Consider the following 14213-nt stretch of genomic DNA (forward strand, 5'->3'; position numbering starts at 1 on the left):
CGGTTGGACGGCGGATTCGACCGACTCGTCGAAGGCAGCGCGCAGCCACCCAAATTCACTTCGGGGGTAGTTCGTAATGGCCGCCGAACGCTTGGCGCATGGCGGAAAGCAGTTTGTCGGCGTACAGCGACTCGCCGCGCGAGGAGAAGCGGGCGAAGAGGGCGGCAGAGAGCACCGGTGCGGGCACGCCGACGTCGATCGCGGCATCCACGGTCCACCGTCCTTCGCCGGAGTCCGAGACTCGACCGCTGAACTCGTCGAGGTTCGGGTCCGCGTACAGCGCGCCCGCGGTCAGATCCAGCAACCACGAAGCGACCACCGACCCCCGCCGCCACACCTCTGTGACTTCCGGCACATCGATGTCGTACTGGTAGTACTCGGGGTGTTCCAGCGGCGTCTCCTCCGCCGAGAACTCGCCTTTGTGCGCGGCGCCGTAATCGGCTTTGTGCAGGATGTTGAGGCCCTCGGCGTACGCGGCCATCGCGCCGTACTCGATGCCGTTGTGCACCATCTTCACGAAGTGGCCCGCCCCGGCCGGACCGCAGTGCAAGTAGCCCAGCTCGGCGGTGGTCGGGTCCCCGGTGCGGCCGGGGGTGCGTGGTGCGGCGTCGAGACCGGGTGCGATGGATCTCAGCAGCGGATCCAGGTACTTCACCTGCTCGGCCTCGCCGCCGATCATCAGGCAGAAGCCGCGGGTCAGGCCGAAGACGCCGCCGGAGGTGCCGATGTCCAGGTAGTGGATGCCCTTGGGAGTGAGTTTCTCGGCCCTCTTGATGTCCTCGTGGTAGCGGCTGTTGCCGCCGTCGATGACGATGTCGCCGGGTTCGAGCAGCTCGGCGACCTGGTCGATCACCGCGCCCGTCGCGCCCGCCGGGATCATCACCCACACCACCCGGGGTTTCTCCAGCATCGCCACGAATTCCGGCAGGTCGGTGCTGCCTCGGAAATTTTCGCCCAGATCGGCGCGCAGCTCCTCGATGTTGCGGAGTTTGCGTTCGTAGCCGACCGCGGTGTGTCCGTCTCCGACGACGCGACGGACGATGTTCGCGCCCATCCGCCCGAGGCCGATCATTCCCAGCTGCATACCGTCGTCTCCCTCGTGTCTGCGAGCTGTCTGGCGGGACGTTCTCGATTGTCCACGGGAAGTGTGTAACGCGGGGTGCGCTGCTCCGATAAACAGATCGGCTCCGCGCAGTTGCCAGACCCCCGACCCGGCAACTGCGCGGGGCTCTTCCGTGTTCGGGGCGGTTCATTGCACGAGGTTTGCTGCGCGTCCGAGCTGAACCAGGGCACTCGGCGCGGACAACTATCGTGGAGAGCGGCCCGCACAGTGCGCGGCCCAGAAAAGCACCTCTATCGGGGAGGACGGTTCGTGACCAGCGAGTCGAGCACCGGACACCGCGGCCGCGGCCGAAACCAAGACGGCGAGGTCGGACTCCGTCATCTCCTCCAATCGAACCGCGAACCGCTAGATGAGGCGAAGACCACACAACTTCCGGTCACCCAGCCCGGGCAGCCGCAGCGGTGGGTTGCGGATTCCGTGCCCACCGCACCGCTCCAGGTACCCCCGCAGCAGGCCGAGAGGGATGGTTATCCCGCGCAGGCGATGCATGCCGGGCGCGATGCTGAAGCGGTGAACAACCCGCCGCGGGCGAGCAGTGGTACTTGGGGCGGCGCTTGGGAGGAGAGCGGTCCGCCCCCGGCGATGAGCGCGAGTCAGGCTCAAGAGGGCCCCTGGGCGAATGATGCCGGGCCGGGCAGTACGGCTCAGTCGATGAAGGCCGAGCAGGCGGGCAATGCCGTGTGGGCAGGCGCTTGGGAGGAGAACAACCCCGCGCAGGCGAGCGGTGGCGCGTTGGGCGCCGATGCCGCGCCCGCGGGTAATGCCACACCCGTGGGCAATGCCGCGTGGTCGGACAACGCCGGACCGGCGGGCGGTGCGGCGTGGTCGGCTGACGCTGGGCAGGTGGACAATCCGGCGTGGTCGGCTGACGCTGGGCAGGCGGATAATGCGGCGTGGTCGGCCAATGCTGAACCGGCGGGCAACGCGGCTTGGCCGACCAACGCCGCACAGCGGCCCCATGGCGAGCATGCGGCCCACGCCGGGCATGCGCCGCATGGCGAAGGCGCCGCGAACGCCGAGCACGCGACCGCCTTCATCCGCAGGGACGATGTGGAGCGCGCGGCTGGCGGGCAGGGGGTGGCCACCGAGCACGCGACCGCCTACATCCGCAGGGACGACGTGCAGCGCGCGGCTGGCGGGCAGGGCGCGGCCAACGAGCACGCGACCGCCAACATCCGCAGGGACGACCTGGAGCGCGCGGCTGGCGGGCAGGGCGCGGCCAATGAGCGCGCGACCGCGGTCGTCGGTAGGGCCGACGCGGAGCATGCGCCCTATGGCGGGCACACGTCAGACGCTGAACTCGCGGCTCATGGCGGGCGCGGGGTACCCAACCAGCACGCGACCGCCTTCATCCGCAGAGACGACGCGGAGCGCGCGGCCTATGGCGCGCACGGGACCCCCAACGAGCACGCGACCGCTGTCATCGGTAGGCCTGAGCATGCGCCTTATGGCGGGCATGGGGCGCCCAACGAGCACGCGACCGCCTTCATCCGCAGGGACGACGTGGAGCGCCCGGCAGGGGTGGCCAACGAGCGCGCGACCGCGGTCGTCGGTAGGGCCGACGCGGAGCATGCGCCCTATGGCGGGCACACGACAGACGCTGAACTCGCAACTCATGGCGGGCACGGGACGCCCAATGAGCACGCGACCGCATTTATCCGCAGGGACGATGCGGAGCGCGCGGCCTATGGCATGCACGGGATACCCAACGATCACGCGACTGCTGTCATCGGTAGGCCCGAGCACGCGCCTTATGGCGGGCATACGACCGACACCGAGCACGCGACCGCAATCGTCCCCCCGGCCGACACCGAGAATCGGCAGCGCTGGGAGAACGCGCGCAGACCCAGGCCGAGACCGGAGCCCGCGGATTCCAAGTCGTGGTGGCGGACCCCCGCCATCCGTCGCGCCGGAATCGTCGCGGGAGCCGTGATCGCCGTCGGTGGCCTCGGCTACGCCGTGGACGCCGTGCTCTCCTCCGGGGACGTACCGCGCGGAGTGGTCGTCGCCGGGATCGATATCGGGGGGATGGACGTCGACGAAGCCGACGCCAAACTCCGCACCACTCTCGACGGGCGGGCCGGTCAGGAACTGCCCCTGCAGATCGGCGACGTGCAAGCCGAGCTCACCCCCTCCGCCGCGGGCTTGGCGGTCGACTGGCAGGGCACCTGGGACCGCATCGGCGGCCAGCCGATCAACCCCTTCGCCCGCCTGGTCTCCTTCTTCGGCACCCGCGAGGTCTCGGTCGCGAGCACCGTCGACGACGCCGCGCTGGACCGTCAGCTCACCGCGCTGCGCGTGCACGATCGCCCCACCGTCGAGGGCACCATTCAGTTCCAGAACGGCAAGCCGGTCGCCGTCCCGCCCGTGCCGGGCCGTGTGCTCGACACGCCTGCCGCGCGAAACGCGTTGATCGACAACTGGATCGAGGGCGGCACCCTCGAATTGCCCGTCGTCCCAGCACCGCTCACCGTCCGGCCCGAGGCCGTCCAGAGTGCGCTGCACGAGATCGCCGAACCCGCCGTGCGCGGCGACGTGGTGTTCACCGGGAAGGACGGCGATGCCACTCTCACCCCCGAACAGATTGCGACCGTTCTGAGTTTCGCTCCCGACGGACACGGCGGTCTCGCCGCGAACTACGACCTGAACGCCGCGACCGCCATCCTCGCGCCGCAACTCGCGAAATCCGAAGTGGAGGCCAAGGACGCGACCTTCGCCGTGACCGGCGGAGCCCCGCGCGTCGTGCCCGCGGTGGTCGGCGACAAGATCAACTGGCCGAAGACCCTCGAACAGCTGCCCACGCTGCTCGCCGCATCCCAACAGCGCAGCGCGCCCGCCGTTTACGAGAAGATCGAGCCCAAACTGACCACCGAGGCCGCGCAGGGTCTCGGCATCGTCGAACAGATGGGCGCCTTCACCACCAGCGGTTTCAGCGGACCGTCCGGCGTCAACATCCGCACCGTGGCGAACAAGGTCAACGGCGCGGTCGTCCGCCCCGGAGAAACCTTCTCGCTCAACGAATTCACCGGCCCGCGCGGCACCGCGGAGGGCTACGTCGAATCCGGCATCATCGACCACGGCCGCCCCAGCACCGCAGTCGGCGGCGGCATCAGCCAGTTCGCCACCACCCTCTACAACGCCGCCTACTTCGCCGGACTCGAAGACGCGGGCCACACCGAACACAGCTACTACATCTCCCGCTACCCGGCCGCACGCGAAGCCACCGTCTTCGACGGCGCCATCGACCTCAAATTCCGCAACAACACCCAAAGCGGCGTCTACATCGAAACTTTCGCCACCGGCACGGACATCACCGTCCGCCTCTGGGGCACCAAGACGGTCGACGTCGAATCCATCACCGGCGACAAGACCAAGCCCACCGAGCCCACCACCATCACCCTGCCGAAGGGCAAGGACTGCATCGCGTCCGAAGGCGCCCCAGGATTCACCATCACCGATACCCGGGTGATCACGGATCGCAAGACCGGGCGCGAGGTCTCGCGTGCGACCCGCACGGTGAAGTACGACCCCATTCCAGTCGTCAAGTGCGAGTGAGCCCCGATCCGAATGTCGTCGACGGCTCGGCAATCCTGCGGCCGATCGACTGAATTCGAACTCGAGGACGCGGACCGAGCGGTGGGGCACGGACCAGGCCCTCGAGTCGGGTTTGTGTACCTGTTGGCGCCGAATCCGATCGCCTGCCTTGTGTGGCTACCCACGTAACCGCAGCTCATCCACCGCGCGAGAACCCACTGTTCGGCGCGATCCCCTTCGCGAGCGAATTCGGCGCGAACCGCCGTGCCATTGATATTCGAACATACGTTCGAGTATGGTCGTCTGTATTGGTTGAGCAGGAGATTCCGGTGTCGAATCTCCCGCTTCGAGCCGATCGGGAATGGATGCCGAACCCAACGAGCGGAGCCGGGTTTCGATGGGAACTCGCTTCCGGTTGCGGAACTCGGTCGAGTGGCCCGGCCACTCGGCCGTACCAGGCGCCGGTTTGTCGGGGAGCCGCGCCGAGGTGTGCATCCTCATGGTGATGCTGTTCGAGAAAGGCTGGGGAGTGGTGCCAGGTGGGGAATCGCCGTCACGATTCGAGCACGGGCCCGTGGCCCCCCGTGTGGCGGTGTGTAAGCGGCGTGCGTACGCGAAATACGGTGGCGCTCAGTGAGTTTCGGTCCGCGCGAAGGCTGTCACGGTGCGCCCGAGACGGCCCGTGCGGCGAAGTGGCGCCCGGTGTGGGATGCGCGGTTGCGCCTGTGACCCCGCCGAGTGTCGCGACATTCGAATGCCCACTTTCGGCGGGGTGCGTATGTGGGTGAGAGTTGTGTGGGCAGCGCATCGTTGCCGCCCCCAGTGATGCGTCGGCCGCGAACCTTCAGTTACTGGTAGGAAGCAACTATTTGTGGTGCCTTACTCGCGAATCGTTCTGTAGCAGGGCAACTTTGGTGCGCTTTGTAGGCAGCGATGGGATATAACTACCGTGATTCTGGGACGACAGTGGAGTTTTCGTTCCAGGCTCACGCTCGAGGTCGAGCACTGAGATGAAGGGGAACTGTGGTCGTGGAGCAGATCGGCTCGGTAACAGAGTTGGTGGCGGGGCGGGGCGTGGGCGCTGCGTCGGCACTCGGCGCGGCGATCGGTGACGAGGCGGCGCAGCGGGTGCTGCTCGGCACCGCGACATTGTGCGACGTAGTGTTGGCTTCTTGGGCAATGGGTGTCGATACGGCTCAGGCTGTCGTCGAGTACGCGGAAGTCGCCCTCGAATCCGCGGTGAAAAGCGTGACCGGTTCGCGCTGCGCGTGAACACCGCGCGCGGGTCGTGATACCCGCGGCGTTTCATGGTCGGGGATCGACTGCCCGGGACCGTAGATTCGGTCCGGGCGCAATCGATGTACGTGGGGGCTAGTCGGGGCGCTCGATGTCTTTCAGCGCCAGCGTGACGAAGTCGCGCATGGGGATCTCCAGCGCCTGGCACAGTGCGTGCAGCTGCTGCATGTCCGGTGACCGTTCACCGTTCTCGAAGCGCTGAATCGTGCTGACGGCGAGTCCAGTCAGTTCCGCTAGTTGCTGACGGGTCAGATCGCGGCGTGCTCGCGCCGCGCGCAGTTCGTTCCCCACCGCACGATTGATGCCCGAAGCCGTCTCTTTCGCACCCATATGGACCATTCTGAGGTCCGAATGGCTACCTGGCAAACGACATGCCGATGGCTCCGCGCCGTTCCGGTGGCACAGTTCGCGGCGTAAATCAAGATCCGTACGGGCTTGCGACTATTCCGAACGGACCATATGGTGCTCCGTATGGATCATTTGGATGAAATGGTTGCGGAGCGTGTGCAACACGTTCTTGCGAAGCGGGGGGTCGCCCTGAATGACCTGGTCAAACACACCGGCATGCCCGCCGCGGTGCTGCGGCGGCGGTTAGCTGCACAAGGTTCCTTCACTCTCTGCGAACTTGCCCGCATCGCCGCTTTCGCCGGTTGTCGGACCGCCGAGTTGATCCCGCGGACGGGCCAGCGATGATCGCCTGGCTGAAATCGGGATCTCGAGTGCCCGCGAAGAGCTTTGTGTCCAACCGTTCTCAAACGTTTTGTGATCGGAATCACTCCCAAATGGAAACTGAATTCGAGGCGTCGGGCGATCGATCAGTTACCGCATCGTCCGCGCCCGAGGGTCTCATCGGGAAGCTTCCACGGCTGTCTGGAGATGGGGCGTGGATGTCGTCCCTCGCCGGCCCCGCGCCGACTTGTCCGACGCGGGCGGTGGCGGTGGTTCTCATCCACGATCCGCGTGACGAAGACGTACACACCGCCACCCTGATCGCCCTGCCCGAACCCGGCAGCGCGGCGACATCGGGTCCGACGATCGGCGCCGCCGACTTCTCCGGCTTACCGACGAGCGATGAAAGGTCGCAGGTCTGAACATGTCACGCTCTAAAAGCATTCGTGCACTGTGGAATTCGCTCTCTACCTACGATCCGGTCGACGTACTGATCATGCCGGGCACCTGGAACCCGAACGGTGACGGAATCAGCGCTGTCTTCGCCGCATCCCTCGACCCGAAGCGCTTCAACCCGCGAATCGTCTCCTATCCCGCCGATTACGGCAGGACGGTGCCATACGTGGACAGCCTGGTGGCAGGTCGGAAGGCGCTGATTGCCGCGATCGAGGAATCGCCGCGCCGCGTGGTGCTGGCAGGCTACTCCCAGGGAGCCGCCATCGCAGGCGACGTCGCGGCTTCGGTCGGCGGCGAACTCGCACAGATAATCGCGTGCGCCCTCATCGCCGATCCGCTTCGGCCGACGGGTAAGTGCCTCGGCGCTGACCCGGGCGGCTACGGCATCGCCGGGCAACGCGATGTACCCGACGTTCCGACCTATTGGGCAGCTGCTCCCGGAGATCCGATCACCGCGCTTCCCGCCGGGAATCCGCTTCGCTCGATCGCCGACCTCAGCGCGTACTTCAGCCTGTCCTCTCCGCAGGCGGCGCTGCGCTGGGGCCAGAGCTTGATCGATGTAGCGACGCGGCGTCAGCTGCAGCGCTGGTGGTCACCGCAGTATTGGCGGAGCTGGTCCGGCGCTGTGGCCTTCGCGCGCGGCTACCTCATCGACGGCCGGCATACCGACGATTACATAAGGTATGGCCACGCCAAGCGGCTTGCCGAGCGGCTCAACGCCGAGGTGGCGAGGGGTGCGCTGCGGGGGCGCGCGTGAACGAGCCGAATCACCTGTACCTGAGCCGCGTGGAAATCCGCGAGCTCGCCGAGTCGCTTCGCGAAATACCCGAGCTGGCAGAGGATCTCGCGATAGCGCGGACCCGGCAGGCCAAGCTCGGCAGTCGTGGCGACTACCGAATGCACCGCCGCGCGAGTGAGCAACCGTTGCCGTACAACCCGGCGGCTGCCCGTGCGGCGGACCACCTGCACGCGGTGCTCGTCGGCTGGGTTCGACTCGTCTGTGAGCACCGCAGTCTCGATTACGCGGGTTCGACCACGACCGCCGGATTGTCGAGGTGGCTGGACAAAAATGTGATCGCGCTGGCGATGACCGCGGGCGTCGAGAGCGCGCCGCGGGAAATCGGCGAGGCGGTGCGGGCGGCCACGACGGTCGTCTGCCCACCGGCGGTCGAGTTGAACCTGGATCCTTCGATGATCGACCAGGCACGTACCCGCCGCCTCAATGCCTCCGGCATCGCCACTCTGGCGAAGGAACTCGGAAACGAGTTTCGAAGTCTGACCGTCCGCCGGGTGCAAACGCTGCGTGACGCGGGAAAGATCGCCCCCGTGCCGGGGCCGTGGGCTCCCGACTGGCCAGAGACATTCGTCGTGGGCGAGGTTCTCGACCAACACCTTGCCCATCCGAGCAGGTTGCGGCGCAAGGTGACCGCTGGCGCGCTGAGCCGCGCTACCTAGCCTTGGCGAACCGCCCGCTGGCGGTGCTCGTTTCCGCTGACGGGCCGAATTGCGGCTGGACGCTGGCGTAAATCGTATTGCGCGAATGCGCGTTACCGCCAGCGAGCTGGCTCACCGGGTCTACGGCGTCGACGTCGTTGAAACCATTGCCGTCCAATCGGTTCCCCGTACCGGTTGGGCGGCAATTTTTGTTCTGCGTACACACCACATCACGTTCCCACCCCTCACCGGCTTCCATAGCCCGTCGCGCTGCAGCCGAAATATTGGCTCCCGCCAGGCATTTCGTGGCGTTCCGAATTCAGGAGTTGACATTCGGATGTCGTTAGGTGAAGATTGGTGCAGCGCCAGAGCTGCGCCTTCATCCCGAGAATCTGCCGGGAAACCTTCACTCTCCCAGTCCTTTTCCCCTACTCGTGGCCCTGTGCGTCCGAACCCGGACGTCAGGGCCACAGTCGTACCGGAGCTATTCCGGGTCCCCGAACATGCGGCACGCCCCCGAAACCCCTTCGATGTCGATTGACAAGCGGGGCAGAGCTTGCCGCATAAGCCCGAACGCGTCGCCCGTCTCCCGTCACCCCGGTGCGCGGTCGCAGACGAGCGCCGACGTTCGGGCCTCCGCCCCACCCCCGGCGTGCCCCTCCAGGCCGGGGGTGGGGCACTCGTCCCGCCGACCGCAACCGGCCAGATCAGGAGGCAGCCATGGACGACGCCATGCGCGAACTGCTGGAACTGAACGCACACAACGCACTTCCGACGACACCGACCGTCGACCTGGCGCACCAGATCATGCGCGTCCACCGCGAATGCGCCACCGACTACTGCGGCCGCAAGGACCAAGCGCTGCATGCCCTGATAGCCGAAGGACGCATCGTCCCCGACTCCTCGCGCACCCGCTGACCGATACCAACCCGTACCCGCCCGGATCCTCTCTCCCGCAACGCAATCGCGGTCGAAGACGGTCCGAGCCGCGGGGCGCCCGCCCCACCGCCGAACTGGCCTGCCACCTCGTCCCCCTGATCCGGCCCTTCCCCGACTTCTGATCCGACAGATGGGCCACGCTGGAACATTTCATCGATCGAGATTCTGTGAGGTATCACTGTGGTGCGTCCTACTGCTGTCTACCAGGTACTTTCCAAGACTGAGGACCGCACCGCCTGGTTGCAGGCGATCACGCCACAACTGAACGCCGATGATGAGCAGCTCGATTCTGTGACCCGCATCGACGCCCCACCCTGACCGTCATAAGTATTCAGCTCCAATTCGCCTGGCGCGGCCTCGGACCCCTCGGCTGCAGACCATATCTTTTACTGATTGGGCGGCAATGAATGTGGCTGGGCCCAGCGTGGCGGCAACCGTCGCCCGATGTGGTTGAATTATTTGCCGAGATTCGGGACCTACCTCCTTACCTCGAGAGTGCTCGTGCTGCGGCTATCTTCGCTCGACGTTTCCTGGGGCTCCGATACCTTCCTGGTCGATTGGAGAATTGTTCGGAAGGGGGACGTTGTGGATATAAGCGCATTGTGGCACAATACTCGAGGTGGCTATGAATCTCTTCTTGCTGATCGCGGTGATGTAACCATTGATGCGGAAATATTTGTAGACGAGTGGGCAAAAGTGCTGCGGCGGATGGTTGTCGATATCGAAGAGTGCGACATCGACCTCGAGAACGACAATATATTTTGGCGCGCAAAAGCCCTCGTTGAATGCTGGGTGAAACGCGGAAGCGCAGATTATTCGATGCCGGAATACGTCGCCGGTATCTCGCCTAAAATACCGCGCAATTCGGCCGTCTGTGCCGACTCGGCGCAGCTCAGGCGGCGCCCGGACAAACCTGCCCCGTGCATCAGCAGTCCGCTTCACGCGTTCACGGGTCACCGCGAACGGCCGTGGCGGCAGGCAGCGCTGGAGCGTGGACGCTCTGGGTGCCGCGCGTTCTACGGCAGTAAGGAGAACGCGCAGGCCGAGCTCTACGGCCAGCACTTCGAACCCGGAGGATTCGCCCGACTTGAAGTAGACGGCAAACTTCATATATTGAGGACGGCTTGATATGGAAAGATGCGATCTGCAGTCGGCGCGGACCAAGGCGGTAGATCTGCTGTCGAGTCTTGAAGAAGACGCGGGGGTCCCTCTGTCGTTTTTCGATGGAGAGTACGGTGTGCCGGAGAGCGAAGATCATGAAGATGTTTGGATATTCAACTGGAATAGCGTGCAGTACATCCTTTCCGGAAGCATCTTCGATCAAATTCTGATGGGTCCGATTGCGGTCCCGAAGGATGGTAGTGATCCGTTCCTACTTGGAACCGCCAGAAGCGTGTCCGAAGAGCTGCAGCGCTGGCGAAATCTTCGAGCACGCGGTCATTGATGCCTCTGGCAGGGCAGAGTCTGCCGCAACGGTTTGGTGGATTGCGCGGGGGCGGGTTTCGAGGGTGCGACGACGTCGTTGGCCGACAATCCGTTGCCGTCGATGGATGAGTTGGCGCGGGTCCCGGCGTTACTCATGTGGAGACGATTTCGCCGCTCGAGTCCCAGGTGGAGTGGCTGGTCGCGAGTGGGGCGGAAGGATCACAGACCTCGTGAGCTGCCAAGGTGTTGTACACCCTATTACGCTGCCTACCAGCGACTTTCGCGCAGCGGTGATCTTGATATTGACAAACGATGATCGTTGGGTGAAGCTTTTTGCAGCGCCACAGCTGCGCCCAGATCGAAGCGAGGTTCGCATCCGAGCTTCGATCACACCCAGAGATGAAGCCCCGATCCACTCATGGATTCGGGGCTTCAAACATTACTGGGTCGCTTCTCGGCTCTGTCGGACAACGACTCTCACGCCAATGGGCGCAACCACCGCTGTCGATCGCATGGGCTCACGTGACAGGTCGATGACTCCTCTATCCGAATCCAACACAAGGTCGGTGACCGAATATTCATGTCTGACAAGGAAATCGTCGAATCGATCCGGTTCGGCAATCATCAGCCGCCGCGATACACGAAGTCCGAAACCGGCCAACTGGTCACGCCGGAGTTCCTCGCCTTCGTTCAGCAGGCCCTGTCCGGCAAGCTGAACGAATCGCAAACGGCCGAGCTCGATCCGCAAGTGCGGGCGCTGGCCGAGGAACTGTCGGTGATCCACTTGCCGGAGTGGCACGACGAGGTCGGCCGCAAGCGGGCGGAGCCTACGGTGACCAGCATCAAGCAGGCGACGCGCGTCGCGGAGTATCTCGTACAGCGCGGCGTCCGTATGCATCCGGAGCTGGAGGAGGTCCGTTGGGCGCCAACGCCTGGCGGCCAACCGGGTGCGTTCGACATCGGTATCCACATAACCAAGGACGAGAACGGTCAGTGGCCGACACCGGATGTCGAGGAGTTCTACGACTTCCAACAGATCGAGGTACGGCATCAGGACGACGGCACCTGGACCGCGACCCATCCGCGAGGCCTCGCCTTCGCGGCCGCCACCAGAACCGAAGCCTACGCGGGCATCGTCGAGGCGCTGCGTGCGCGGATCGACGAGGTCCGCCGACGAGAGGAAAGGCAGCAACACGATGAGTGAACGAATCGTGTTCCCCGACATCGAGGCAACGCTTGTCGGGTATCTGACATCGCAACTCGCCGCAGCGTCCGACTCTGCACAGGTCGTGACCAAGGTGCCCGAACCGAGGCCCGCCCGGATGGTACGGGTGGCCCGTGACGACCGGAAGGGTCGGATGGATCGGGAGGACCGGGAGGGATTTCGAGGGTCGTACCTGATCATCGATCGTCCCCGTGTGGTCCTGGAATGCACCGACGATTCCGGCGCGGCCGCCGGGCTGGCCGGCCTGGTGCGCTCAATCCTGACGGCTGCGTCGCCCGGCTATCTCGGCACCGTGTGGTGCGACCGCATCGAGGACGTCGGCGTCGAGAACGACACCGAGCCCACGACCGCGGTGCTGCGGTACACGATCACCGCGGACTTCTACGTCCGCGGCACCGTCGTCGCCTGAGCGACGATCCTCGGCAACAACACTGCCGACCCGTACGTGCGAGGCGAAGTCCTCGCCTGACTCCCGAAATCAACGGAGTCACAACTGAATAAAACGATCCCGAGGGCCTGCGCAAATCCCAAGGGAGAAAACGAAAATGGCTCTGCCCTCCAGCAAGCTGATCGGCGCCGGTACTCCGAACATCGCCGTCACCGGCGGTGTCCTGGTCGCTCCGACGGGCACCGCGCTGCCCACCGGCGCCTCCGACGCCCCCAATGCCGCGTTCAAGGCGCTCGGCTACGTCTCCGAAGACGGCATCGAGTCGCAGGGTGAGCGCAAGGTCGAGTCCGTGAAGGACTGGAACGCCGACATCATCGCCCAGCTGCAGACCGAGCACTCGGTGCGTTTCGGTCTGACCCTGTACGCGGTGTGGGACCAGGACGTCCTGCGTGAGATCTTCGGCCAGGAGAACATCACCCCGACCGCCGCGACCCCGACCGCGGGCAACCTGTACAAGATCAAGGAGACCGGCTCGGTGCTGCCGCACCGCTCGTGGGTCTTCGACATGAAGAACGACACCAAGAAGCTGCGCATCGTCCTGCCGAACGCCAAGATCTCGCAGGTCACCGAGAAGAAGTTCGTCTCGACCGAGCTGGCCGGCTTCACCATCACCGTCGAAGCGTTCAAGGACGACGCGGGCGTCAAGGCGTACCGCTACCTCGACGACGGCGTCTTCAGCGCCTGATAAGCCCCCAGCGGCGGCGGGTTTCCAACCTATGCGCAGGCCCGCCCGCCGCCGCTGGGCCCTTTCTTCTCCTCCGCCTGCGCACCGAATTCCTTTGTTTCCGAAAGGGTCTGCGAACCAATGACTTCCCCGAAAGCCCCCATCACGATCACCAAGCCGTTCACCGTGAAGGACGAATTCGTCCACCGGGTGAACGATATCGAGGTGCGACTGCCGTCGCTGTCCTACCTGAAGCCGGGTCTCATCCGGCGCATCCGCAGGCTCGGCGACGTCGACGCCATGTACACGCTGCTGGAGCTGACGCTGCCCGCCGAGGCGCTCGCCGCCATCGATGACATGGACCCGGACGAATACCACGCGCTGCTCGAAGCCTGGCGCACCCATTCGGGAGTGAACCTGGGGGAATCCTGAGCCTCGATGTTCTCGCCGAAGAACATAGCGAGGCTCTCGAATTCGACCTCATCTCCCTTGGGCTGCGGCTGCGCCAACTCGGCACCGAACAGCTGAGCTGGCGCGATCTCAAGGTGATTGTCAAATGTCTGCCGATCGACTCGGCCCTGTTCCGCACGATGTACCCGGATCACCATCGCTGGCAACTGAACCAGCATCTGCTCGCCGACGTGGCCGACTCGCTGCGCTGGCTGGTCTGGTCGAAATCCGAAGACGCGCAACAGGGTCGCGGTAGACCGGAGCCGATTCAGCGACCCGGTGTGAAGTCCAACCGGGAGCGCGTCGGCACGGCGGTCGGCATCGACCAGATGAACCGATTCCTCGATTGGTCCGAGTAGCGAGCTGTGCGAGCGGAATCTCCGGTGTCGCGCGGGTGGTCGTGATCGGGAGCGGCCGAGAAAGTGGATGTGAATTGTGGAGAAACATATGAGCTCCGGTTTGCGGGCCAGGACCGACTCGGATCGCCGAGCGGCGCATGCCGCCGCTCCTCGGTCCGACCGTCGACCCGCGGTCATGGCGCTACCGGACA

16 protein-coding genes are annotated in these 14213 nt (G+C 65.2%); 14 read left to right on the forward strand and 2 right to left on the reverse strand.

Going from position 1 to position 14213, the window contains the following annotated elements; genetic code table 11:
* Positions 1-55: 55 nt before the first annotated feature.
* A complete protein-coding gene (gnd, locus tag ABZV58_RS03145) occupies positions 56-1084 on the reverse strand; it encodes a phosphogluconate dehydrogenase (NAD(+)-dependent, decarboxylating) (RefSeq protein ID WP_354998509.1) in 1029 nt (342 codons plus the stop codon).
* A 690-nt stretch (positions 1085-1774) separates the two neighbouring features.
* Here gnd and ABZV58_RS03150 point away from each other — a divergent pair.
* Positions 1775-4678 carry a VanW family protein gene (locus ABZV58_RS03150; protein WP_354998510.1) on the forward strand — a complete coding sequence of 968 codons (2904 nt, stop codon included), beginning with the start codon at positions 1775-1777 and terminating at the stop codon, positions 4676-4678.
* A 1008-nt stretch (positions 4679-5686) separates the two neighbouring features.
* Positions 5687-5929 (forward strand): hypothetical protein, encoded by a 243-nt coding sequence (locus ABZV58_RS03155; protein WP_354998511.1) that lies wholly within the window; start codon positions 5687-5689, stop codon positions 5927-5929.
* Between the two features lie 99 nt (positions 5930-6028).
* Here ABZV58_RS03155 and ABZV58_RS03160 read toward each other — a convergent pair whose 3' ends face one another.
* Positions 6029-6283 carry a helix-turn-helix transcriptional regulator gene (locus ABZV58_RS03160; protein ID WP_179830949.1) on the reverse strand — a complete coding sequence of 85 codons (255 nt, stop codon included), beginning with the start codon at positions 6281-6283 and terminating at the stop codon, positions 6029-6031.
* Between the two features lie 141 nt (positions 6284-6424).
* Between ABZV58_RS03160 and ABZV58_RS03165 the strand changes: the two genes are divergently transcribed.
* From ABZV58_RS03165 to ABZV58_RS03220, 12 genes are all read left to right on the forward strand, one after another.
* Entirely contained in the window at positions 6425-6646 is a 222-nt protein-coding gene (locus ABZV58_RS03165) for a helix-turn-helix domain-containing protein (RefSeq protein WP_354998512.1), read from the forward strand.
* Positions 6643-7044 (forward strand): hypothetical protein, encoded by a 402-nt coding sequence (locus ABZV58_RS03170; RefSeq protein ID WP_354998513.1) that lies wholly within the window; start codon positions 6643-6645, stop codon positions 7042-7044. The genes ABZV58_RS03165 and ABZV58_RS03170 overlap by 4 nt, the downstream gene beginning before the upstream one ends.
* Before the next feature lie 74 nt (positions 7045-7118).
* On the forward strand, positions 7119-7835 hold the full coding sequence (locus tag ABZV58_RS03175; protein ID WP_354999018.1) for an alpha/beta fold hydrolase: 717 nt from the start codon (positions 7119-7121) through the stop codon (positions 7833-7835).
* Entirely contained in the window at positions 7832-8533 is a 702-nt protein-coding gene (locus tag ABZV58_RS03180; RefSeq protein ID WP_354998514.1) for a hypothetical protein, read from the forward strand. Before ABZV58_RS03175 ends, ABZV58_RS03180 begins: the two co-directional genes overlap by 4 nt.
* 699 nt (positions 8534-9232) lie before the next feature.
* A complete protein-coding gene (locus ABZV58_RS03185) occupies positions 9233-9430 on the forward strand; it encodes a hypothetical protein (protein WP_354998515.1) in 198 nt (65 codons plus the stop codon).
* Positions 9431-9844: 414 nt separating this feature from the next.
* Positions 9845-10579 (forward strand): hypothetical protein, encoded by a 735-nt coding sequence (locus tag ABZV58_RS03190; protein ID WP_354998516.1) that lies wholly within the window; start codon positions 9845-9847, stop codon positions 10577-10579.
* 1 nt (position 10580) lies between these two features.
* On the forward strand, positions 10581-10895 hold the full coding sequence (locus ABZV58_RS03195) for a YrhB domain-containing protein (protein ID WP_354998517.1): 315 nt from the start codon (positions 10581-10583) through the stop codon (positions 10893-10895).
* A gap of 561 nt (positions 10896-11456) precedes the next feature.
* A complete protein-coding gene (locus ABZV58_RS03200; RefSeq protein WP_354998518.1) occupies positions 11457-12080 on the forward strand; it encodes a hypothetical protein in 624 nt (207 codons plus the stop codon).
* Positions 12073-12510: a hypothetical protein gene (locus ABZV58_RS03205; RefSeq protein ID WP_354998519.1), complete on the forward strand. Its 438-nt coding sequence runs from the start codon at positions 12073-12075 to the stop codon at positions 12508-12510. The genes ABZV58_RS03200 and ABZV58_RS03205 overlap by 8 nt, the downstream gene beginning before the upstream one ends.
* A gap of 136 nt (positions 12511-12646) precedes the next feature.
* Entirely contained in the window at positions 12647-13234 is a 588-nt protein-coding gene (locus tag ABZV58_RS03210) for a hypothetical protein (RefSeq protein ID WP_354998520.1), read from the forward strand.
* A 120-nt stretch (positions 13235-13354) separates the two neighbouring features.
* Positions 13355-13645 carry a hypothetical protein gene (locus ABZV58_RS03215; RefSeq protein WP_354998521.1) on the forward strand — a complete coding sequence of 97 codons (291 nt, stop codon included), beginning with the start codon at positions 13355-13357 and terminating at the stop codon, positions 13643-13645.
* 113 nt (positions 13646-13758) lie between these two features.
* Positions 13759-14022 (forward strand): DUF5361 domain-containing protein, encoded by a 264-nt coding sequence (locus ABZV58_RS03220; RefSeq protein ID WP_354998522.1) that lies wholly within the window; start codon positions 13759-13761, stop codon positions 14020-14022.
* Positions 14023-14213 lie beyond the last annotated feature (191 nt).

Origin of the sequence: Nocardia sp. NPDC004654, assembly GCF_040609595.1 — a bacterium.
Classification (GTDB): Bacteria; Actinomycetota; Actinomycetes; order Mycobacteriales; family Mycobacteriaceae; genus Nocardia.